Here is a 20,919-nt window from a genome sequence, read left to right on the forward strand (position 1 = left end):
GTTGCGGGGCAAAGACCATAACGATTATGTTATATATCACTACTATAAATATTAAGGAAGTAATCACTGGGTATGTAGTTTGGAATTTTTTCAGGAGAGTCAAATAAACTACTTCTAGTAAATATGGTGAATCCCACCTCTCCAATATCTAGAAAGGTTTCTAGTTTATTAACATCAAGGTATTTAAATACTAAAGGTTCATCCACCCAATGTTTTGGAGGAATTAAATCTTGCTCTGATAAATCCTTCCCGTGAAAAATGAACACACTCAGACCATTGCAAGCCAGTTCTTCTGCAAGCTTACTTAAAAGATTCAAATTATCTATTGTGTCTATTTTAATTACAGCTCCATCTGATGAAAATTCATAAAATGGAATATTATTTGAAATTAAGGTCTCTTTTTCGTATCCAAAAATCATTGAGTTTAAAACAAAGAAAACAGGAAGACCGAACATTTTTTGGACTAACGAAATTATTAAATCATTTGTGATGTCAGCCATTCCAATAGATATAGATGTAAAAACATCTTTTGGAAAGTCAACACTATTAATTATGCTTTGATCCGAATATTGTACAAAATATTCTTTTTTCAAATTCAGTCCTCCTTCCAAATTTCAGTTCCGTATGAATTGCATTTTTCAACAAACGCACCCTATTCTTATATAAACTATAGTTCTCATTAACTGATATACCTTGATAAAATCACAATGAAGTTTGGGCTTTCCACAAATTCATTTGAATGTACAATTAAGCAGTTTTAATAGTTACTTCTAATTTAATATCCACATTGCCTTGAACTGCACGGCTAATCATACAAGATTTTTCAGCTTTTTCCGCAATCTTTTGTGCCACCTTTTTGTCTCGATCGGAAGCATTTTGTTTCAATACTATTTTTGGTCGATGGATAATTTTTTTATATGTAAATACACCATCTGTCACATCAACGATTGCTTCTGATTCCATCGTTAATCCATCTTTCTCTATCTGACTACGTTCCATCATCGCAGCAAGTGTAATAATATAACATGTTGCTGCTGCCCCAAGGAGCATTTCGTCAGGATTTGTACCAATACCGGGACCGTTCATTTCTTTTGGTATAGAGATTTTTGTCACTAAATGATCGGCTTCGATTTTCCCTACATCATTACGTAGTCCAGGCCAATGCGCCTTTAAATGAAAATGATGCTCTGCCATTTTCATTCCTCCTTGCATTCATTTTTTATTTTGTTAATATATAACAAACAAAGGTCATATAATATAGTCACTAAGTATATTATATGACCTTATATTTTTTACAACAAATGCGCCCTTTTGCTGAAGTATGCTGAAGATCATATTAGACCGATCAGCAATTACCTTTATTGCAGAGAATCCCCCTTTTATTGAAGATTAATAATGTTTATCAGAGCTTCTGAATTAACCGGGACAAATGGCAATTTATCGGTAATTGTCATGGATTGGTTGAAACAAATCTTCATTAGTAGTTCGAACAACAGAAAAATGGTCAACATTGTAGTGGCCATGCAGAATTTTATTATGATGATTTACGATTTGTTCTGCGGTCAGAACATCAGAATCTGTTGTAGAATGTCCGTCACCAACTAATGTTACATCCAAACCATTAACGGTTCCCATTCTTACAGCTGTATCAATACAATGTTCTGTTTTGCACCCCATTATTATGATATGCTTAATCTCATTTTCTTTTAATTTGTTTAAGAGCGGTGTTCCAAAAAAGGCATTGGTAGCACTTTTATCAAAGATCTTGGCAGATGCTGGAACTTGAATCTCTGAATGAATCTCAAATCCAATCCCTTTCCCTTCAGCAACATCCAAATCTCTAATAAAGATAAGCTCTATTCCTAGCGCTAATGCTTTTTCAACGACCAGATTAATGTTATTCAATAATGCATCTTTGTTACGGACTGGATTTTCTTTTACGCTACCATCTATTAGTTCTTGTTGAGCATCAATAATGATTAAAGCTTGTTTCAATAGAAAAACTCCTTTTCATATAAAATTTACCCTGTTCCCCAAACTTTTCTTCAATTGTATTCTTCATAATATCGCCCCCTTTAACTATCTACATTATTTCTTAATAAAACCGTAAAACCCTCTTTTTAATCTGATATTATTTGTAGCTTTTCTCCCTTTGTTATTCAACAATCTGGACCTAGAATGAAAAATAGGCGCTGATCCTTGTTCCAGGATTGCGCCCGTTTACGGAAGATGCTCAACTTTCTCCAACCGTTTGTAAAGTAAAAATTTTACGAAAGTTCCACTTTTTGAAAGTGCTCAACTGTCGGGAATGGATCATAAAAATGATGGAGCGCATTTTTCCATTCTTGATATTCGTATGATCTTCTAAATCCGACTGTATGATCTTCTAAAGTTTCCCAACTCACTAATAATAAATACTTCCCCTTAGCTTCCATACAACGCTGTAATTCGTGGGATAAATAGCCTTTCATCGATGAAATAATTATTGATGCCTTACGAAAAGCTTCCTCATATTCCTGTTCCATACCTTTTTTAACTTGTAGCATGACAGCTTCTAATATCATAAAATCTCCCCCTCTGTGTCCAATTACAGATTGAATATTTCACTCTATATTTTCTTTTTATGATTAATAATCCCTTTAAAAAGTCGCTCTTCTCTATTCAAGAAATGCTCAAGTTTGTGGATTAATGTTCTTCTCTTTTTAACAGGACTGCTCGTTGTTATTTTAATAAACGGAATATATTAGGGAAGTGAAAACTTCCCCCTAAAAACATTGAATTAGCCCTAAATTGCCCTAAGAGTTAAAGAAGGACTTTATTCGATTTCTACAATTTTAGAAACAGGGATTTCAACTTCTGTTCCTAAAACATCATCTGCATCCAAGGAAAAATCAGCAATAGCTTCAAACTCATAAATACCTGGATTTAAATTAGGTATATCTAGCACATTTAAATTTACTCTGTAAGGTTCATTCTTAAATAGTGTAGTGCTCAATAATGGTTCATCCATACCGCCTATATATTTAAAATCACCATCTTGTTGGTAAACATTAAAGAAAAAAATACTCCCACCGTGATATATGTCTTTTTCCGCTTCTTCTCCCGTATAAGTAATGGTGGCATAAACATTAAGAGCATTTTCAGTGTTTTCCACATTTATTGAAACTTTAAAGTCATCTACCTGCTGAGAATCTTTGTTTATATACGATTCACCCTTTACATTTTCCTCACTGTTATTATTATTTCCGCAACCAAATAGTCCAAAAACTAAAATAATTATTAACAGAGGATAGCTTATTATAAATTTCATTTAACAACCCCCTTTATACAAACCTTATTTCAGAAAGCTGCCCTATTGCTTAATACCAATTATTTCAAAAACAAGTGATAAACTCAATCTTTTATTTTCATTCAATATAAAAAATCACGTTCAAATTCGAGCGGGATTTTTCCTCTGCATTTCTGATATCTAATTGTAAGTTTTCCATGATGATTCACCTTTCTAGTATTCTATGCTTTCTACTTTTATTTAGTATATAAATTCATTTCAAATTCTGAAAAGAAAAAAACCAGCCATACTAGACTGGTCTTATTCTTTCATTTTATCTCCTACAAATTGGACATCTGTTCCAACAATTATTTGCAGATTTGATTGGTTTATTTTTATGACCCCTTTGGCCCCATGTTGTTTTAATGAATTTTCTTGTACTTTACTCATATCCTTGATCGTTAACCTGAGTCTTGTTGTACAGTAATCAACCGCAGCAATATTTTCCTTACCACCTATATCATCAATAAAATTATGAGCCATTACAGAATATTTATCTTCACCTGTTTCTTTTTCTTCTATTATATCTTCTTCATCTTCCCGACCTGGCGTTTTTAAATTAAAGGTCCTAATAAGAAAATAGAAAACAAAGAAATAGACTGCACCATAAGCTAAACCGATTATTAAAAGTAACAACGGCTGTTGTGCTATCCCCCAATTCAGGAAAAAGTCGATGGCACCTGCAGAGAATCCGAAACCATGCTTAATATCCAATAAGTAAACAATAACCATGGAGCTTGCTGTTAATAATGCATGTATGACGTATAAAAACGGAGCCAGGAACATGAAAGTAAACTCAATCGGCTCTGTAATACCAGTTAAAAATGCAGTAAAGGCGATACCAATCAGCATTCCTGATACAGCTTTACGTCGATGTTTTTTTGCTGTTGCAACCATCGCCAGCGCTGCAGCAGGCAAACCGAACATCATGACAGGGAAGAAACCGGCCATAAAAATACCAGCTGAAGGGTCACCAGCAAAGAATCGATTTAAATCCCCAGTAGCACCATTATATTCTCCAAATACAAACCATACTAAACTATTAAGTACATGGTGCAAACCTATTGGAATGAGAAGACGGTTCAAGAATCCGAAGATACCAACTCCTACAGCTCCTGCATCTATTATCCACTGACCGATGTTGTTAATAAATTCTTGGATTGGAGCCCAAATGACACCAAATATTCCCGCTAAGATTACCATCACAGTAGCGGTAATAATAGGAACAAATCGTCTTCCTGCGAAAAACCCAAGCCAATCAGGCATTTTAATATCATGAAACTTGTTGTAAAGCAATCCTGCTACAACCCCTGATATTATCCCGCCAAGTACAGCCATATCAATCTCTTCATTGATTGCTTGCGTGCCACTTACTAATACAAGGTATCCTATAGCAGCAGCCAAGGCCGCAGATCCATTATTGTCTTTAGCGAAACCAATCGCTATCCCAATAGCAAATATAAGCGCAAGATTAGCAAATATTGCGTTCCCTGCATTTGCAATAAATTCAATATCCAATAAGTCCTCTTGTCCAATTCTTAATAATATTGCTGCAGCGGGAAGCACAGCAATCGGCAACATTAGTGATTTTCCGATTTTTTGTAAAAAACCAATCATTTTTATCAATCCTCCTTAATCTTTTGTAAGTGCTTGCAACGAAGTAATACTAGCACATCTTGCAAATAGTTGTCTATACCAATATTTCTGGAAAACACTTAATATATTCAATATTTAACGAGAAACAGAGTAAAATTGGTATATACAACTATACATATTCCTGTTAGAATTAACATATAATAGTCGTGAAAGGAGACATACATGAGTTCTTTCTTAAATAGTTATTCCCTGCTTTCCGTCAATCTAATAAATGAGAAAACAATTCAACAAACTGGATTTATTAAAGTTAAAGAAGGAAAAATTTTCGAAATCGGAGCTATGGATCACTATCAAAACACTGAAAATCTGCAGGAAATTCGATTCTCCTCCGATTTGTATGCTGCCCCAGGCTTCATAGACATCCATATACACGGTTTAAACGGAGCTGACACGATGGATGCTACTGAAGAGTCATTGAAAACAATGGCAGCAACATTGCCACAGGAAGGTACAACTAGCTATTTAGCAACAACAATTACGCAAGAGCGATCTGATATTGAAGCAGCCTTACGCACAGTAAATAACTATTTAAAAATAGAGAAGAATGATTCAATAGGCAGTGAATTACTTGGAATACATTTGGAGGGTCCATTTATATCCCCTAAGCGCGCAGGTGCCCAGCCATTAGAACATATTGTGAATCCAGATATCCAATTATTTGAAAGCTGGCAGGTTGAGTCCGAAAACCAAATTAAAGTGGTTACCATGGCACCCGAGCAGCCTAACGGAATAGAATTTGTCCATCATTTAACGAAAAATAAGGTCATCACTTCCATCGGACACTCTGATGCTGTTTATGATGAAATGCTCGATGCTATGGAAGCAGGTGCAGAACATGTTACACATTTTTACAACGGGATGCGCGGCACCCACCATCGTGAACCGGGTGTTGTAGGTGCCGGACTTGCCCATGATGACCTGTTGGTCGAAATGATAGCTGACGGTATTCACGTTCACCCTGCAGTGGTAAAAGCAACCTATCTTGCCAAGGGAGCAGATAAAATTATTTTAATAACAGATTCCATGAGAGCAAAGTGGCTCGAAGATGGAGAATATGAATTGGGTGGACAAAAAGTCGAAGTGGCAAACAATACTGCACTACTTGAAAATGGCACACTTGCAGGAAGTGTTCTAAAAATGAATGAAGCATTAAGAAATATGAAAAAATTCACAGGCTGTACACTAGTAGAAGCCGTCAGAATGGCTTCTTCCACCCCTGCAAAAAGACTTAATGTTTGGGAAAGAAAAGGAAGTATCGAAGTTGGTAAAGATGCTGATATTGTAATCATGAATCAAAATTGCGAAGTCAAGATGACCTTTTGTAAGGGTCAATTAGTTTATAAAGGAGAGTAGGCCCAAATGGATATTATCACCGCTAATACTTATGACGATCTAAGTCAAGTAGCTGCTGAAATTATTATTAATAAAGTTAAACTGAATCCTAACCTTGTAATTGGAATGGCAACAGGAAGCACACCAACAAAACTCTACGAATTTTTAATAAAAGACTATAAGGAAAACGGTACCTCCTATCAAGGTATAACTACTTTTAATCTGGATGAATATGTTGGTTTAGATAAAAATGATTCGAACAGTTATTACGAATATATGAATAGAAACTTATTCAAACATATCAACATCAGTATAGAAAATACTCATATTCCGAACGGAAAAGCAGAAGATCTCGAAATAGAATGCAGAAATTATGAACAAAAACTCCATAACAAAGGTCCTATAGATATCCAAATCTTAGGTTTAGGAGAAAATGGACATATTGGTTTTAATGAACCTGGAACCCGTTTTGACAGCAGAACTCATGTTGTAAAACTTACAGAGTCGACTAGAAAAGCGAATGCACGTTTTTTTGAAACGATGGAAGATGTTCCCTCTCACGCTATCACAATGGGTATAGATTCCATTATGAATGCGAAAGAAATACTACTTTTAGTTTCTGGAAAAAACAAAGCCGAAGCTTATGAACAACTGATGAGTGGTGGCCTTTCAGACTCCTTTCCTGCATCTATCCTAAAAAAGCATCCTTGTGTTAGAATTATTGCAGACAATACGGTTCTTCAAAACTCCAGTATTATTGCTTGAAAGGAGATAAACAGGGTAAATGATAGATAAAAGTTCCCCCATACCATTTTATTACCAGCTAGAATCTTTCATTAAGGATCAAATTAACTCAGGTAATCTTGTTCCTGGAGATACTATACCTTCAGAGAGAGAATATGCCGAAGCGTACGGAATAAGCAGGATGACCGTTAGGCAAGCCATTAATTCACTGGTGACTGAGGGGCTTCTCTATCGTAAAAAAGGAAGCGGCACTTTTGTAGCAAATAATAAAATCGAACAGCCACTTCAAGGCTTGACCTCCTTTACAGAGGATATGAAAAAACGAGGGATGAACCCGACAAGTGAATTGATACATTTTGAAATAGTACCAGCCTCCATTAATATAGCTGATGAACTTCATATCAAAGAACATGCACCTGTATATGAGATAAAAAGGATACGTTTGGCTGATGGTGAACCGATGGCACTTGAGACAAATTACCTCTCTGCCAATTTAGTCAAAGGACTAACGGAAGAAGTAGTAAACACTTCCATTTATGCTTATATCGAAGAGAAGCTAAACCTTGAAATCGCCCATGCAGATCAGATGATTGAATCCATACAAGCTTCCAGTGAAGATGCCAAACTTTTAAAAATTAATAAAGATCATCCAATGTTATACATTAAGCGAAACACATTTTTACAAGATGGCACTCCTCTGGAACTAGTAAAATCCCATTATAGGGGTGACCGATATAAATTCTACATCCAAATGAAGAGAATTGAATAGTAAGGGAGAGGTTTCATGGATACGAGTTATTTATCAGCTGTTCAACAGCTCCTGACAAAAGTGGAGGAAAAAAACAGTATAGAGATAGAGCAGTAGTCCTCTCTCCTTGCTGACTGCTTTGGAAATGAAGGCATTCTACATGTTTTTGGATGCGGCCACTCCCACATGCTCGCCGAAGAAGTATTTTATAGAGCAGGTGGAATTGTCCCAATCAGACCTTTATTTGTGGAAGATCTCATGCTGCATAAGGGGGCTCTACGGTCCTCTGATTTAGAGAAAGATCCCTTGTTCGCAAAAACCTTTCTCCCCTCACAACCATTCCAACCAAATGATGTATTATTGGTTGTCTCCACATCTGGATGAAATCCTGTTCCAATAGATGTTGCACAGTATGGGAAAAAGAAGGGATTGAGGATCATGACTATATCATCTCATGCATATCACACCTTTGCATCTCGTCATTCTACCGGTTTACATTTCTCGGCTGCAGCTGATATTGCTCTTGATAACCTTATCCCCTATAGAAGATGCCTTGATAACATTACATAATCATCATTCAACCAATAGTACAGGACCAGGGTCCACTATCATAAATGCAGCCATCCTGAATTAAATAATTGTTAAATCCGTTGAACTTCTTATTAAAAAAAGGAATGGAGATTCCTATATTTAAAAGAGGGAATGTTGACGGTTCTGAGGAGCACAATAACGAAATGATAAATAAGCTTTAGCTTCGGCTATTCATTTTTAGCTATTTAGATTTAGCTACGCCACCATCATGGAGGGTTCTTTGGTTCATTCCAGATTAATGCAACTTTAGTATAAATCCGAAAGCAACATTCCATATGTAATGCTATCTGTCCATTCACCTTTATTCCAAAAATCCTGAATGAAATGAGCTTCTTTTCTCATACCTATACGTTCACATAATTTTTGTGATGATTTATTTCTTGCATCAAGGTTGGCTTGTATACGATGCACATAAAACTCATCAAATAGCTTTCTGACTAAACCACTGACTGCTTCTGAAGCGTAACCCCTTCCTGAAACTTTGTCAGAAAAGCTATAGCCAATTTCAACAGTATCTTTCATATCTGTGTACCACGCAGATAAATCACCTATTACTTGAGTATGGTCTACTACTACCAAACTTAAAGTTGTATCTTTTGTGAGTACACTATTTTCTAACTTTTTATTGAATTTTTCCTTCATATTTTCATATGTCCATTTATCATGTAAGAGATATCTACATGTATCCTCATTATTGTAAATTTGGAATACATCATGCATGTCTTCACTCCGAAACGTCCTAATTGTTAATCTCTCAGTAAAAAATTCCAAAAAAACTCCTCCTTCGATTGCCTGTTCAGCTAAACTCCCAATTACATAATACCAATTATTTCATAATCGAAAAAATCATAAAATAAGATTTCTCATTCTGGCAAAAATAAAAATTAACGCTGATCTTTGTCCATGGATTGCGCGCGATTGTTGAAGATATTATAAACCCCTATATCTTATTTCTTGGATTATAAGTTCAACAATTTTATCTGAAGGTAGAGTTCCGTCAATCACTATATCTGAATTAGGTTTAATATTGTTTTCCAATTCTAGATAGGCCCCTCTTCCATATTGCAAATAAAATTTTACATCATTACAAACATCGTTAATGGTGCTTTTTGTTTGATTTCTAAGTATTCGTCTCGCCATTGCAACGTCTAAAGGAGTATCTATATAGATAGATAGGTCAATGTATTTCTTCATATTATCGTTCATATATGAAAACGGATAGTCTAGTAATATGTATAAAGGTACTTCTCTAGAGGCTATTATCTTATCAATATCTAAAACCATTGGTTCTACATTCCAAAGGTTATAATCAGCTCCCTTATTCACCCATTGAATAATGTCATCTGGTGCGTCTTCAAAGTCATAATCATCAAAAAACAACTCTTTTGTATCTTCCAGTACTAAGCTCAACTTTTTTGTTATAGTAGTTTTTCCTCCACCAGAAACAGCTGCAATTGAAATTACCTTTGGTTTAACACTCATTCGTGTAAGCTCCTTATTTATCACATTTTTTGTATAGAGAGAAACAATTCTCGATTTCTTCTTTTGAAGAAGCGATAAGAATGTTCTGCATCTTGGATAACCACAAATCTTGTATGTAGAATTTTATCTCTTAACTTATTATAGATGATTTGATTAGACTCTTTAAATTCATCACTTAATTTGGTGCCTTCACCAGCCTCATTTGTTCCACAGTCTAAATAAATTGATTTAATAGGAGTAAGATCACTTTCATCGATAAGTTTTTCTATTTCCTCTTGATTGGCCCAAAATGAAGAAGATATACAAATAATAGTACGGAATAAATGGGGATATTTACAAGCAGCGTAAATCGTGATTAATCCACCAAGTGAGATACCTGCCATCATGCTATTATCACTAATAGTGCGGTAATTACTATCAATGGTTGGTTTTAGTTCATGGACAATAAATTCAACATATTGCTTTCCTTTTCCGCCATACGAAGCACAATTACCGGTTAGTTTCTTTACATATTCTCCACTCTCCCATGGACAATACTCATTTTTCCGTTCTTCAGCGACTTGATCAATGGCTACTATAATAATATCTATATCATTTGTTTCTACATATTTTTCTACATCTAACGAAACACCGCCAATTGCATCCCTATCTTGAAACACATTTTGACCATCATGCATATATAAAACTGGATATCGCTTGCTTTCTGATTTTGAATAATTCTTGGGAAGATAAACCCGAACAAGTCTATTGTTCTTTAATATTGAACTAACCATTTGAAAAGTTTCCAGTTCAACCACCACCTTTTCACCATTTCTTCAATCCATAATCCTGTCCGATTCTTGAACATGTAAAAAGCCTCTTTCTTTATAATTTTGTACGGCTTTCTATTGCTTTAAATATTCATCATAAAGCAAATTCATAGCTTCCATAATTATGTTGTCAGCAACCTGACTGTAAAATCTATTGGGTAAATTAATAGCCCCTACCGCAAAAATGAAAGGATCTTTATTGAAGTCACCGATTATACCAATATCAATCACAACATTATCTAAACCACCTGTCATATGATTTAGATGGTGTGTTGGAATATGGTTTATATCTCATTTTTGCCTAACTAGGCCATTAATAATTGGGGTCCAAAGGAGAGGTTGTGTTTTGTAGCCCTGAAAGATTTGGATTACTATTTCAAGTAATTGATTTAGCTGTCCTTTGTTTTCAATATCTCTCGGGTTTTCAGCAATACTTATTGTCGGAAAATAAGATTGGATTGAATTGTTTAACTTTTCCCAGCCACCACAATATTTTACAATACATTTAGCAACATAGCTATCATGACAAGCAATCATGACTTCAACCGCCTCCCTTAAAGGAAGTGATTTTCTTTTTTGTAAATGAGGATAAAGTTCCTTGCTATCTTCTTCCGGATTAAATGAAATCTCATTAACTAGGTCTTCCCAATTATATGTATTTTCTTCTACCCATTTTGCTACACAAAATGCTATTGATACTTTTGCTGCTGATGCAAGGGGGACTGTGAGTTGACTATTTAAAGCAGTATCATACCTTTGCTCTTTGCTGGAAAATAATATGATTCCTATTTCTCCAGTATCTATTTCTTTCAGTTTATCAATAACTTTATTCAAGCATTTCACCTTACCTAATTTCAAACTTTTGCATAAGAATCTATTAGTTCAATCCATTCATGCCCTTGAGGGTACTGTATATTCAATGACTCTTTTAACCAATCACGGTTGCTAGCATTTAATTTAGGTAATATATTTCCTAAATCGATAACATCTTTCTCTCTAATGACAGAACTTCCACCTTTATAAAGAAGTTGTATTTCTGGTTTTAAAAATGGTATTCCAGATAAAGATTCTAACCCAATATCTTCAATTGGTTTTCTTATTGTGTTGTTTCGTTTGTAAATCCAATCCTTCTCCTCTGTATCCAGTAACATTACTTGAAAAGCCCATGTTGATTCATCTTTTTTCTTAACCCAGATATTATCATAATGAGAGTCTAGCAATTGATTTTTGTTCCAAGGTTTTAACTGACCTTTATATGCTATAAACATTTCCCAATCACTACACAGATGTCTTTGTAAAATTAAGTACTCTGGTCTTAATATAACAATGTCAATATCATCGTGAGCCCTTGTGATTTTCTGTAAATAAATATCTAAAGCCCACCCACCAGCAATCCACCATTGGATAGGAATTATGCTAAAGATATTTTGAATTTCAGTAATAGAAAGAGGTTTCCAGACTTCTTCATTATCTCCCAACTTTTCACCCCATTTTCGTTTTGGATCTATCCATAACAGACTTTTATCTTAATACCAATTATTTCATAATATATAAATTCCTACAATAAGCTATTCTTCATCCAGTCCCAATAAAAATGAGCGCTAATCCTGTTCATGGATCGCGCCCGATTGCTGAAAATGCTCAACTTAATTCCTACAAAAGTTATTTTTCATCCTGCCAAAATAAAAATGAACGCGAATCTATTGTTACAAGATCGCGACCGATTTTTGAAGATGGTATGAAATTAATTACAATGTCTGTTTATATTGTTCTAATGAATCATTGTTATATTCGGGATTATTTAGCAAGGACTTTAAATTCCATAGCAACTCTTTATCGTCCACCTTTGATAGCTGAATATAATTGAAGTTTTCTTTAATGTTATTTATATCTTTCAACCAAATATTAAGTAAATTCAATACCTCCTCTTCGCTATAATTATTCCTTACCAATTCCTTCAATTCTGTTGGTATATGACTATAAATACTTAGTAATTTCACCAGACTACTATATTCTCCATTTTCTGCTCCAATATCTTCTAATGTCCAAACAGATAAAGCCAAACTCCAATGCATTGCTGTTAGATACTCAACCTTTTCATCAATTGTTAACCGGTTATATTTTTGATTAAGCGTGTTTCCAAAATCATACGAATATCTTATTCCGTTATGAACCTCTTCAAAATGCGCTAATCTTGATTCATCCTTATTGTTATATATACTTTGGAACAGAACCAAATTTAAGATTATTGAAACTATAAGTACAAACATAATTAATTTACTTTTCTTCATATTCTCTCCCTATATTTTAATTTTTTTCAAAAACATTTTTTATAACTCAGTATGCTGTGCTGTAATCGCTCCAATTAGTGGAATTGCAATTTTATTGCGTATTGGTGAGTTCAACTCTTAAGTTTTTCAAAATAATTCACCTAAAACAAGTCAGGAATTTCATTCTTTATAATTGCTTTTATAAAATCTTCATAAGGTTTATGTACTACTTTTTGATCTACATCTGTTTTTATAGCTGTAAAATTTTCCCTATCTGAAAACTTTTCAGATAAAGTCATTTGTTGGATAAATTGTTTTGTAAATTTAATTACTTTTTCAGACTCACTATTCTTTTTATTAATTAGATATATGAAGTTTTTTTGTTCATTTGTTTTAAGGTCATTGTAGATTACAGCGTAACCTAAGACATCTATAAGTCCCCTCCCATTAACAATAAATACAGCTGCTTAGACTAGTGGCTACATCTTCCATAATTGCTCCCAGATAATTGAGGAAGATCCTTTGTTTAATCTTGTTTGTTCTTTTCATTATTTTGGATATATATCTTATTTAGTGTAGAGTTGATATTATATAAAATTAAGAAAATAAACCATAACATTAAAAAAGCAACTACTTCTCCAGTAAAAAAAGACACTACTCCAATGATTATAAATGAAATCCTGTACCACCAATCCATTTTCATTATTTAACTCCTTTAAAGATATAAAATCTTTGCTATTATTACTTGAATATATAATCACATTTGAACATTATTGATTAATTCTTATGTAAGGAGCCAACCACACTGCTACAATCGCTCCTATATTCTTGAAGAGCAATCGTTTTAACGTAAATTTATTATCTTCCTTCTCCCCTTAACTGTGTTCCATTTGGAGAAAAGATTAAGTCTAAATAGTATCTCTCATTAACTGAGGAAAAGGAAAGCATATAGCTTTTATCCTTTTCAATAACGTTGTAGACATTTGCATCTTTAAAATAGACTTTAAAATATTCTCTGTTTTCTTCTTTTTCAGCTCCATTATAACCAACTACCCACATCTCCATATATTCACCCTGTTCAATATAATGCTCTTTTTCCATCACATAAAAATCACCAAATGTATGAGAACTATATGCTAAGTGATTTTTACCTTAGGAATTTCCAAGATAAATAAAAATACTTGCAATAACAATTAAGCCGATGAAGATAAAAATCCCTTTCTTTTTCATACTCATTTAATACTCCCCCATCTCCACAATCCTGCCCGCTTGCTTAATTCCAATTATTTCATAATCTAAAAATTCCTTCAATAAGATATTTTCTATGGCCAATATAAAAACGAGCGCTGATCCTTGTTTCTGGATCGCGCCTGTTTTATTGAAAACCGGTTTAATATGTTATCCCTTTATTAGAAAATACATCGACTTCATAATGTTCTAAGTCGTCTTTGGATAAGTTTTCTGTTACATACTTTTTAACTTCGGCTATATCATTTTTTTTTATAAACGTCTATCCAGATAACTGGATCTGTAACGCCTATTTGAGTGCTTTGCACTTCAAATTTATCCCATACAGAATTAACAACTACCTCTGTACTATATGGCTCTTTTTGTGTATACCAAAATAACGCAGACCCTACAATAACACATGCTAAAATTAGTAATCCAAACTTGCTTTTCATACCCATTTTCACTCCCACCGTTAACTATTTCTTGATACCTTGCAACCTATAATACCAAATAAATCCAGTGATTTAAATAACTAAGCTGCTAAATATATCTACTTTGCCTTTAAAAATTTCTATTAACCAATCTGGCTCTATTATGAAAAGTGAGCGCCTATTCTTGTTACAGAATGGCGCCCTTTCGTATTATAAGGTCATCCAGATTGCTTATTTATCTGGTTGGCCTATTTTTTATAGGTTATTCTTTAGGTAGTCGGGGTAGGACGTTCGCGCCCTTGGGACTAATTGATCCCGTCCGTTATACTGTCCACCCCCTACTTGTAGAAACATGTTTGAGGCTGGTTGGGGCTTGGACCCCGCATAACAAGCGAAGCTATGATACTACAAGATAGACAGGGGCTACCGACAAATCTAATAATTGGAGATGTGATAGACTATGGATCCAGTGATTGGCCTGGATGTCGCAAAAGGAGAAAGCCAAGTTCAAGCTTTCCTGGCAAGAAAGCGCCCCTTCGGAAAGAGCTTTAAGTTTAAGCATGATACTAATGGACTGCGAGATTTTTATGTATTTTACAAAGAGGTAGAACGGCAAGCTGACGCTGAACCTGTCATCATTTTTGAATCTACAGGTCATTACCACGAACCGATTTTACAGTATCTTGAGGAGAGAAGGATTACTTATTACTTAGTTAATCCCGTTGTTTCTTACGAAACGAAAAAAAGTAGCCTCCGAAAAGTAAAGTCAGACCCAGCTGATGCGAAACATTTGTGTGAACTGTACTACAAAGAAGACTTAGTAGCCTTTCACAGAAAAAGTGTTCAAACGATGAACTTGAGAAATTTGTGTAGGCAACACGATTCATTAACGCGTAATTATGTTCAACTTAAATTACAATTTCAAACCATTCTTGATCAAGTGTTCCCTGAATATAAAGGTGTTTTTAGTAATTTATATTCGCCTATATCATTAAAGACTTTACTCACTTACCCTACTTCAGATGACGTATTGAAGATACAAACTGATGAAATAGCTAAGGAGATGCATAGTCTAGGAGGTAGAAGATCATTTGGTTGGTTTTGCGAAAAGGCATTGAAGTTAAAAGAGGCAGCAGAACGGAACCCATTTAAGAAAACACTGTATCAAAGCCATTTAGTTACTCTAAAAATGTATATTCAAATGCTTCTTCAACAACGAAAATTTCTCAACGTACTTGAGCAGGAAATTGATAAATTAGCAATGCATTTTGAGGATTATGAGATCCTTCGCTCCATCCCAGGGGTGGGTTCTAAAATTGCAGCTACTCTTATCTCAGAAATAGGTGAAGTCACACAATTTAGTCACCCGAAAAAGCTAGTAGCTTATGCAGGCATTGATCCTCGGATTTACCAATCAGGGAAGTTTACAGCATCTATCAATCGCATCACCAAGAGAGGATCTACAAAGCTACGTCAAACACTCTATACAGCTGTTCAGTGTGGGTTAACAAACAACCGAAATGCGAAACTCCGAGAGTTTTATGACAAAAAAAGAAGTGAGGGCAAGCCTCACAAAGTAGCCATCATAGCTTGCGCCAACAAGCTATTGCATTGGATTTATGCCATCTTAAAACATAAGCAAAAGTATACAGCATAATCCTATACAAATAATCACATCATTTACAAAAACTTCAAATGAAATTATTGAAGTTTCTTTGTCATGCATGTTTTTATTATAACATCTTTAATCTAGTATTATTACTTAAAAAGTGTTGACTTATATTAGCTGGTATAATTGAATTAAATCTAAATCCATTCATTCCGATGGTCTGCAATGAATTTAATATCATTTTGATAATGTTCTAGATGCCCTTCATTTATCATCTTCTGAAAAGCAAGATCACCTTCACTAGCTTTTCTTCTGATTGTGCTACATAACCCTTCTAATCGTAGTAAAACCATCTCTAAATAATCTTCTTCAAATTCTTTACCGTAACCTTCAAAAAACAATTCCACTCTTCGTTTGATACGGTTGGAATGCTTGGATGAATTATAATATTCTTTTTCACCTATTTCAGTAAGATAGAATCTACTTAATGGTACGCAAGTATAAAGAGTATAGGCTATGTCCCAAAGTCGAGGACCAGGTCCAACAACATCAAAGTCAATAATACCTACTGGCCTTTCATTATTGAAAATAATGTTGTACATTGCAAAGTCATTATGGCAAAGTACCTCAAGTGGTTGTGGAGTATTATCTAATGATTGCCAACTATCATCAAATGAAAAGTCACTTACAGAATCATGATAAAAACGAAGCATCTTGGCAATTTCTAATAAGACATCATTAGACCACATATACTTTTTTAATGGATAATTACCAGCTTCTCCTTCTATAAATGATAATATCTCTCTTCCTTTATCGTCAGTACCTATGTATTTAGGTGCATAATTGAACCCTTTGCTTTCTAGATGTTTCAACAGTGCATGAATCCTATTGCTATTTGACTTTAAATCTCGCCTAACTGTATTACCTGAACGAAAAACTTTGGAGACATTTCCACCAGCTAACAATTCCTCATTTGAGGGATTAGACATTTAATACACCGCCTTGTTTTGTTCCATTAAACTAACACGTATAGTTAAATCACTCATCTTGTTAATTCAACTTTTCATCAATTCTTACTTTTATTTAATACCAATTATTTCATAATCTTAAAATTCCTACAATAAGCTATTTATCATTTTGGCCCATATAAAAACGAGCGCTGATCCTTGAGGATCGCGCTTTTAAAAGGAAGACTTGATATCAAGATAATTCTCTTTGTTGCGAATTGACCTTATGCTAGTATCTAAATTGCTACAACTGAAATCGGTAAGTATACGGTGAATTAAAAATTTTCTTTTAACGATTTATTGCTTCGATATCTTGAACAAGTTCAGGCAGATCATCTTGAAATAAATGCCCGTAGTTCTCGAAGATCCTTGCCTTCGCGTGTGGGAGTTTATAGGCATAGTGTTCAAAATGAGAAAAAGGTACTACTTCATCATTTCGACTATGATATAGATAGATTTGTGAGATTTGAGGTAGTCTTGTAGCAAATTTATCGGAGAGTTCAAATTCTTTAAATAGCCACTCTTTATCCAGGCCCCAGTACGGCGATCCCATCAAAAACAAACCAGAGATGGATAAATTACAATTTCCTTCTGAGAGATACTTTAGGAGGACAGATCCACCTAGTGAATGGCCGATCAAAATAACGGAACCATTTAACTCAGAAAGTTTCTCTTTTAATACGTTCTCCCATAAATCATAACTCGGGTTTTCAGGATCTGGCATGGCAGGAGAGGAAAAACTGTAATCCGAACTAATCGATTTTTGTAAGTAGGCGATTAGTTGGCTACTTCCCTGTTTCCCTTCCTGGGGTCCTGCGCTGTGAATAAACATTACTTCCTTTTTCAAATAATAACCTCCCTCTATAAAAATCTTTTTCGTTATCTTCAATTAAAGCTCCCAGATTGCAGAATAATTAAATCGGGAATAAGAGTTAATTTGATTTGATTAATTAAAACTATTTCAACCATATAGACAGGAATAGAGCATTTTTTTTCATTCAATTTTTGGCCATATAAGGACCGTTATCATTTATTCATTCCTTAGATAAAATTTATAAGTTTATTAAATGTATGGACAGAAATGCTGCCCAATTTACAAGTGAGGAGCGACCAACTTTGCTCCTGTTTAATATTTACAATTTTCTCAATAGTTTGTTAATATTATAACAACAATACGTGAGGAGGGTATGTATGGTGAATAACGGCAATGTGAAAAGAGTAGCCAATGGTATCTCGTTCGGGTTGACATTAATATTACTGGTAATATTTATTCTATGGTTGCCCTGGTAACAAACTATAGAGATAACAATTGGGTATATTATCTAGTGCCATTATTATTAGTTTCATTTTTTTTATCTGTAATTGGTATGCCCTTTGATAAGAAAAATGATAAATTTATGATTATTCGGAGCGGCTTTTCCTTGGTAATATCATTTATGCTCATTATATTGATTGGGATCTTCTACGTAGCACCAGTGTTATTTCCTTTTGGAATTCCACCACAATAAGTGCTTTAAAAGTGACTCAGAGATGTAAGGGTCACTTTTAATTATTTTATTCACCTTTCCCCTAAATTTTAATTACCTACACTTTCATTATTCTGTCAAATTATAAACCTGTGAGCAATCTACTAATGCAGCAATCGCTCCATTTAATTTAATAAAGTTCTTCCAGTCATTTAACCCATTCATTTTAAAAAGTTACTACCAAATAGCCAAAACATAGGCATTAAAACCACCAGCAAAAACAAGCCAGTAAACATATACTTTATATATTGTTTTCTATTTACGCCTAGTCTTAATTCCCATAGCCCCAATGTTAGAAAATATAGTCCTACCAAAACTGAAACAATCGGAAGTACGATAATTAAATTAACCATTTTGCCCCCCTTAATACCCCTTTTTAACTCTTATCCCATTCTTAAGTATGAGCGACCCACTATGCTGCAATCGCTCCTATTTAGTTGAATAATTTCTTTATATCAATTTCTCTATAATCATCTGGAATCTTTTCGGCATAGGTTACCTCTAGTGATGCTGCGTCATAGCAACGAATAAACACGGATTTATTCTGGTCTTGAATGAAAATGGCGGAATCAGCTTCTATATTATCAATTTCATTTTTATGAATCCTGGAACCTATTTCGTAAATTTCTCTATACAAACGTATTTGAGGTTTTAGAAAACTATCAATAAAAGTTAGTTCTTCTTGCCGAGTATCTGAGTCTATGTTCACGGAAAGACGGTCGATTTCCCAGTGTGTATCATCTTCTTGTAAAGGTACATTATCTATCCGGAAAGATATTCCATTCTCATTAATTAAAATTACAAAATGGGTGACTTCTTTCCTCTGTTCAATAAAAGCATCCTTTTTATCTCTATACATTCTCAATTCTTTGCTATTAAGTAATTTTCCTAATGTGTCTTTTGAGATTTCAAGGTAGCCATACCTCTTCATTCAGAAAACCTCCTTTTATACATATATTAACATTTGACTTGTTCAACTAACCTGCCCAATTCATTAATTATGAAGAGCGATTATTATGCCGTAATTGCTCCTAGAAATTGAAGTGAAATCCTTCACAAATTTCCAATGCAAAAGATGTTAAGATAATTCTTTTAACCACCCCTCAAACCACTCATTGGGAAGTTTCACTTTAGAAAAATCCAAATGTTGTAGTTCTTGTTAAATATAAATCCCACTGTACAGAAATGTCCTCTATTACGTCAGATACTTTCTCGTCATCAAGTTCAGTCTCAACTGTATAATTCTTATCACACCAATTACAAATTTGTTGATGAGTAAATTGACTTTTTCGATTTACGACATTTTTTAAAATTTCAACTAGGTTTTCCTTGCTTATAACTATATCAATTTCAATGAAATTTGATTCTATCCAACTGCCTTGATATTTACTGACCATCAGTTGCACCCCAGCCTAATACTATGATTGGTATTCTATTTACCGAAACTAAATCAGATTCCTTCTTCAACAATCCTGCCCGTTTGCTTAATTCCAATTATTTCATAATCTAAAAATTTCTTCAATAAGATATTTTCTTTGGCTAATATAAAAACGAGCGCTGAAGATCGATATTCATTATGGAGGCTCTAATAAATTCTCACTTGTTAAAGCTTTTTTGTTAGACAAAAGACAAAAGGGTCATTAGGATTCCAAATGTGCAAATCATCAGCAATGTAGCCCCGAAGCCACAACTCGTCGTTAATTCGTCTAAGGTAAAAGCCTTTCGGAAAATTATCGTCTACAGTTAGTATCTCCGTTGCTATTGTTATGGATCCTGTTGGAGCTTGATGTTGCTGTATAGAAGTCCCCGAATCACCTTCGGGCTGATCCAGATACTCTAGTCTTAGATAAGGTCCCAACTCAAGTGGACACAATTCCAAACCGAGTTCGCTCGCTTTTTTATAGATTTGAGGAGTGGTAGCACCTTCAGGGAAGCCAAGGTAAGCAACAGTTAGTTCAATCGTCTGCAAGCTATACTTTGTTTCAGAAGTCATAAATTTTTCATCAGTTAATAGCCTTTCTCCATACTCATTCAACAGGATAGAGTATTCCTGCAATCTATGTATAAGCTGCTGTTTCGTAAGTCCACCAAGCTCTACCGTTCTCGTAATAATTGGACAATCAGGGTATGTTTTCTCATTTCCTATACGCATTCGT

General features: G+C 34.3%; 25 protein-coding genes and 1 pseudogene. 4 read left to right on the top strand and 22 right to left on the bottom strand.

The window, feature by feature from the left end; translation table 11 throughout:
• Positions 1–29 precede the first annotated feature (29 nt).
• The 6 genes from MKY77_RS12635 to nagE all read right to left on the bottom strand — a co-directional run bounded on the left by MKY77_RS12635 (position 30) and on the right by nagE (position 4,945).
• Positions 30–593, bottom strand: a complete 564-nt coding sequence (locus MKY77_RS12635; protein ID WP_339146183.1) for a hypothetical protein — start codon at positions 591–593, stop codon at positions 30–32.
• 154 nt (positions 594–747) lie between these two features.
• The gene (locus MKY77_RS12640) at positions 748–1,194 is read right to left on the bottom strand and encodes an OsmC family protein (RefSeq protein ID WP_339146184.1); all 447 of its coding nucleotides are present in this window, start codon (positions 1,192–1,194) and stop codon (positions 748–750) included.
• 243 nt (positions 1,195–1,437) lie between these two features.
• The gene (locus tag MKY77_RS12645) at positions 1,438–1,995 is read right to left on the bottom strand and encodes an isochorismatase family protein (RefSeq protein WP_339146185.1); all 558 of its coding nucleotides are present in this window, start codon (positions 1,993–1,995) and stop codon (positions 1,438–1,440) included.
• 272 nt (positions 1,996–2,267) lie between these two features.
• Entirely contained in the window at positions 2,268–2,564 is a 297-nt protein-coding gene (locus tag MKY77_RS12650; RefSeq protein WP_339146187.1) for an antibiotic biosynthesis monooxygenase, read from the bottom strand.
• A 251-nt stretch (positions 2,565–2,815) separates the two neighbouring features.
• Positions 2,816–3,310: a hypothetical protein gene (locus tag MKY77_RS12655; RefSeq protein ID WP_339146189.1), complete on the bottom strand. Its 495-nt coding sequence runs from the start codon at positions 3,308–3,310 to the stop codon at positions 2,816–2,818.
• Positions 3,311–3,589: 279 nt separating this feature from the next.
• Positions 3,590–4,945: an N-acetylglucosamine-specific PTS transporter subunit IIBC gene (nagE, locus tag MKY77_RS12660; RefSeq protein WP_339146190.1), complete on the bottom strand. Its 1,356-nt coding sequence runs from the start codon at positions 4,943–4,945 to the stop codon at positions 3,590–3,592.
• A gap of 201 nt (positions 4,946–5,146) precedes the next feature.
• On the opposite strand from nagE, the gene nagA reads away from it, so the two are divergent.
• The 3 genes from nagA to MKY77_RS12675 are packed head-to-tail and all read left to right on the top strand — an operon-like array spanning position 5,147 to position 7,829.
• The gene (gene nagA / locus MKY77_RS12665; RefSeq protein ID WP_339146191.1) at positions 5,147–6,337 is read left to right on the top strand and encodes an N-acetylglucosamine-6-phosphate deacetylase; all 1,191 of its coding nucleotides are present in this window, start codon (positions 5,147–5,149) and stop codon (positions 6,335–6,337) included.
• A gap of 6 nt (positions 6,338–6,343) precedes the next feature.
• The gene (gene nagB, locus MKY77_RS12670) at positions 6,344–7,081 is read left to right on the top strand and encodes a glucosamine-6-phosphate deaminase (protein ID WP_339146193.1); all 738 of its coding nucleotides are present in this window, start codon (positions 6,344–6,346) and stop codon (positions 7,079–7,081) included.
• Between the two features lie 19 nt (positions 7,082–7,100).
• Positions 7,101–7,829, top strand: a complete 729-nt coding sequence (locus MKY77_RS12675) for a GntR family transcriptional regulator (protein ID WP_339146194.1) — start codon at positions 7,101–7,103, stop codon at positions 7,827–7,829.
• An 816-nt stretch (positions 7,830–8,645) separates the two neighbouring features.
• Here the strand turns inward: MKY77_RS12675 and MKY77_RS12680 are convergent.
• The 10 genes and pseudogenes from MKY77_RS12680 to MKY77_RS12725 all read right to left on the bottom strand — a co-directional run bounded on the left by MKY77_RS12680 (position 8,646) and on the right by MKY77_RS12725 (position 14,642).
• Positions 8,646–9,170 (bottom strand): GNAT family N-acetyltransferase, encoded by a 525-nt coding sequence (locus MKY77_RS12680; RefSeq protein WP_339146195.1) that lies wholly within the window; start codon positions 9,168–9,170, stop codon positions 8,646–8,648.
• 159 nt (positions 9,171–9,329) lie between these two features.
• Positions 9,330–9,881, bottom strand: a complete 552-nt coding sequence (locus MKY77_RS12685; RefSeq protein ID WP_339146197.1) for a hypothetical protein — start codon at positions 9,879–9,881, stop codon at positions 9,330–9,332.
• A 20-nt stretch (positions 9,882–9,901) separates the two neighbouring features.
• On the bottom strand, positions 9,902–10,678 hold the full coding sequence (locus tag MKY77_RS12690; protein WP_339146199.1) for an alpha/beta hydrolase-fold protein: 777 nt from the start codon (positions 10,676–10,678) through the stop codon (positions 9,902–9,904).
• 87 nt (positions 10,679–10,765) lie between these two features.
• A pseudogene (locus MKY77_RS12695) lies at positions 10,766–11,524 on the bottom strand (serine hydrolase).
• A 20-nt stretch (positions 11,525–11,544) separates the two neighbouring features.
• The gene (locus MKY77_RS12700) at positions 11,545–12,168 is read right to left on the bottom strand and encodes a hypothetical protein (protein WP_339146200.1); all 624 of its coding nucleotides are present in this window, start codon (positions 12,166–12,168) and stop codon (positions 11,545–11,547) included.
• 270 nt (positions 12,169–12,438) lie between these two features.
• Entirely contained in the window at positions 12,439–12,981 is a 543-nt protein-coding gene (locus tag MKY77_RS12705; RefSeq protein ID WP_339146201.1) for a hypothetical protein, read from the bottom strand.
• 140 nt (positions 12,982–13,121) lie between these two features.
• A complete protein-coding gene (locus MKY77_RS12710; RefSeq protein ID WP_342515346.1) occupies positions 13,122–13,259 on the bottom strand; it encodes a hypothetical protein in 138 nt (45 codons plus the stop codon).
• A 227-nt stretch (positions 13,260–13,486) separates the two neighbouring features.
• A complete protein-coding gene (locus MKY77_RS12715; RefSeq protein ID WP_339146203.1) occupies positions 13,487–13,663 on the bottom strand; it encodes a hypothetical protein in 177 nt (58 codons plus the stop codon).
• 155 nt (positions 13,664–13,818) lie between these two features.
• Positions 13,819–14,064, bottom strand: coding sequence for a hypothetical protein (locus MKY77_RS12720; protein WP_339146205.1), 246 nt, complete (start codon positions 14,062–14,064; stop codon positions 13,819–13,821).
• A gap of 386 nt (positions 14,065–14,450) precedes the next feature.
• On the bottom strand, positions 14,451–14,642 hold the full coding sequence (locus MKY77_RS12725; protein WP_342515347.1) for a hypothetical protein: 192 nt from the start codon (positions 14,640–14,642) through the stop codon (positions 14,451–14,453).
• A gap of 439 nt (positions 14,643–15,081) precedes the next feature.
• Here MKY77_RS12725 and MKY77_RS12730 point away from each other — a divergent pair, with 439 nt between their 5' ends.
• Positions 15,082–16,278 carry an IS110 family transposase gene (locus MKY77_RS12730; RefSeq protein WP_339146208.1) on the top strand — a complete coding sequence of 399 codons (1,197 nt, stop codon included), beginning with the start codon at positions 15,082–15,084 and terminating at the stop codon, positions 16,276–16,278.
• Between the two features lie 149 nt (positions 16,279–16,427).
• Here the strand turns inward: MKY77_RS12730 and MKY77_RS12735 are convergent, their stop codons facing one another.
• The 6 genes from MKY77_RS12735 to MKY77_RS12760 all read right to left on the bottom strand — a co-directional run bounded on the left by MKY77_RS12735 (position 16,428) and on the right by MKY77_RS12760 (position 20,915).
• Complete coding sequence (locus MKY77_RS12735) at positions 16,428–17,219, bottom strand: phosphotransferase (protein ID WP_339146210.1); 792 nt, start codon at positions 17,217–17,219, stop codon at positions 16,428–16,430.
• 307 nt (positions 17,220–17,526) lie between these two features.
• A complete protein-coding gene (locus MKY77_RS12740; RefSeq protein WP_339146211.1) occupies positions 17,527–18,084 on the bottom strand; it encodes an alpha/beta hydrolase in 558 nt (185 codons plus the stop codon).
• A gap of 840 nt (positions 18,085–18,924) precedes the next feature.
• Positions 18,925–19,116 (bottom strand): hypothetical protein, encoded by a 192-nt coding sequence (locus MKY77_RS12745; protein WP_339146213.1) that lies wholly within the window; start codon positions 19,114–19,116, stop codon positions 18,925–18,927.
• 80 nt (positions 19,117–19,196) lie between these two features.
• Entirely contained in the window at positions 19,197–19,694 is a 498-nt protein-coding gene (locus tag MKY77_RS12750; RefSeq protein ID WP_339146215.1) for a hypothetical protein, read from the bottom strand.
• A gap of 199 nt (positions 19,695–19,893) precedes the next feature.
• Entirely contained in the window at positions 19,894–20,160 is a 267-nt protein-coding gene (locus tag MKY77_RS12755) for a hypothetical protein (protein WP_339146217.1), read from the bottom strand.
• A gap of 206 nt (positions 20,161–20,366) precedes the next feature.
• Positions 20,367–20,915 (bottom strand): helicase, encoded by a 549-nt coding sequence (locus tag MKY77_RS12760; protein ID WP_339146218.1) that lies wholly within the window; start codon positions 20,913–20,915, stop codon positions 20,367–20,369.
• Between the last annotated feature and the right edge of the window lie 4 nt (positions 20,916–20,919).

It is taken from the genome of Sutcliffiella sp. FSL R7-0096, from assembly GCF_038595065.1.
Taxonomy (GTDB): domain Bacteria; phylum Bacillota; class Bacilli; order Bacillales; family Bacillaceae_I; genus Sutcliffiella_A.

Coding starts and splice junctions, on each gene's coding strand:
- MKY77_RS12640 (WP_339146184.1), bottom strand. CDS start 1,194: ATGGCAGAGCATCATTTTCATTTAAAGGCGCATTGGCCTGGACTACGT.
- MKY77_RS12650 (WP_339146187.1), bottom strand. CDS start 2,564: ATGATATTAGAAGCTGTCATGCTACAAGTTAAAAAAGGTATGGAACAG.
- MKY77_RS12655 (WP_339146189.1), bottom strand. CDS start 3,310: ATGAAATTTATAATAAGCTATCCTCTGTTAATAATTATTTTAGTTTTT.
- nagE (WP_339146190.1), bottom strand. CDS start 4,945: ATGATTGGTTTTTTACAAAAAATCGGAAAATCACTAATGTTGCCGATT.
- nagA (WP_339146191.1), top strand. CDS start 5,147: ATGAGTTCTTTCTTAAATAGTTATTCCCTGCTTTCCGTCAATCTAATA.
- nagB (WP_339146193.1), top strand. CDS start 6,344: ATGGATATTATCACCGCTAATACTTATGACGATCTAAGTCAAGTAGCT.
- MKY77_RS12675 (WP_339146194.1), top strand. CDS start 7,101: ATGATAGATAAAAGTTCCCCCATACCATTTTATTACCAGCTAGAATCT.
- MKY77_RS12685 (WP_339146197.1), bottom strand. CDS start 9,881: ATGAGTGTTAAACCAAAGGTAATTTCAATTGCAGCTGTTTCTGGTGGA.
- MKY77_RS12705 (WP_339146201.1), bottom strand. CDS start 12,981: ATGAAGAAAAGTAAATTAATTATGTTTGTACTTATAGTTTCAATAATC.
- MKY77_RS12710 (WP_342515346.1), bottom strand. CDS start 13,259: ATGACTTTATCTGAAAAGTTTTCAGATAGGGAAAATTTTACAGCTATA.
- MKY77_RS12715 (WP_339146203.1), bottom strand. CDS start 13,663: ATGAAAATGGATTGGTGGTACAGGATTTCATTTATAATCATTGGAGTA.
- MKY77_RS12725 (WP_342515347.1), bottom strand. CDS start 14,642: ATGAAAAGCAAGTTTGGATTACTAATTTTAGCATGTGTTATTGTAGGG.
- MKY77_RS12730 (WP_339146208.1), top strand. CDS start 15,082: ATGGATCCAGTGATTGGCCTGGATGTCGCAAAAGGAGAAAGCCAAGTT.
- MKY77_RS12735 (WP_339146210.1), bottom strand. CDS start 17,219: ATGTCTAATCCCTCAAATGAGGAATTGTTAGCTGGTGGAAATGTCTCC.
- MKY77_RS12745 (WP_339146213.1), bottom strand. CDS start 19,116: ATGGTTAATTTAATTATCGTACTTCCGATTGTTTCAGTTTTGGTAGGA.
- MKY77_RS12750 (WP_339146215.1), bottom strand. CDS start 19,694: ATGAAGAGGTATGGCTACCTTGAAATCTCAAAAGACACATTAGGAAAA.
- MKY77_RS12755 (WP_339146217.1), bottom strand. CDS start 20,160: ATGGTCAGTAAATATCAAGGCAGTTGGATAGAATCAAATTTCATTGAA.
- MKY77_RS12760 (WP_339146218.1), bottom strand. CDS start 20,915: ATGCGTATAGGAAATGAGAAAACATACCCTGATTGTCCAATTATTACG.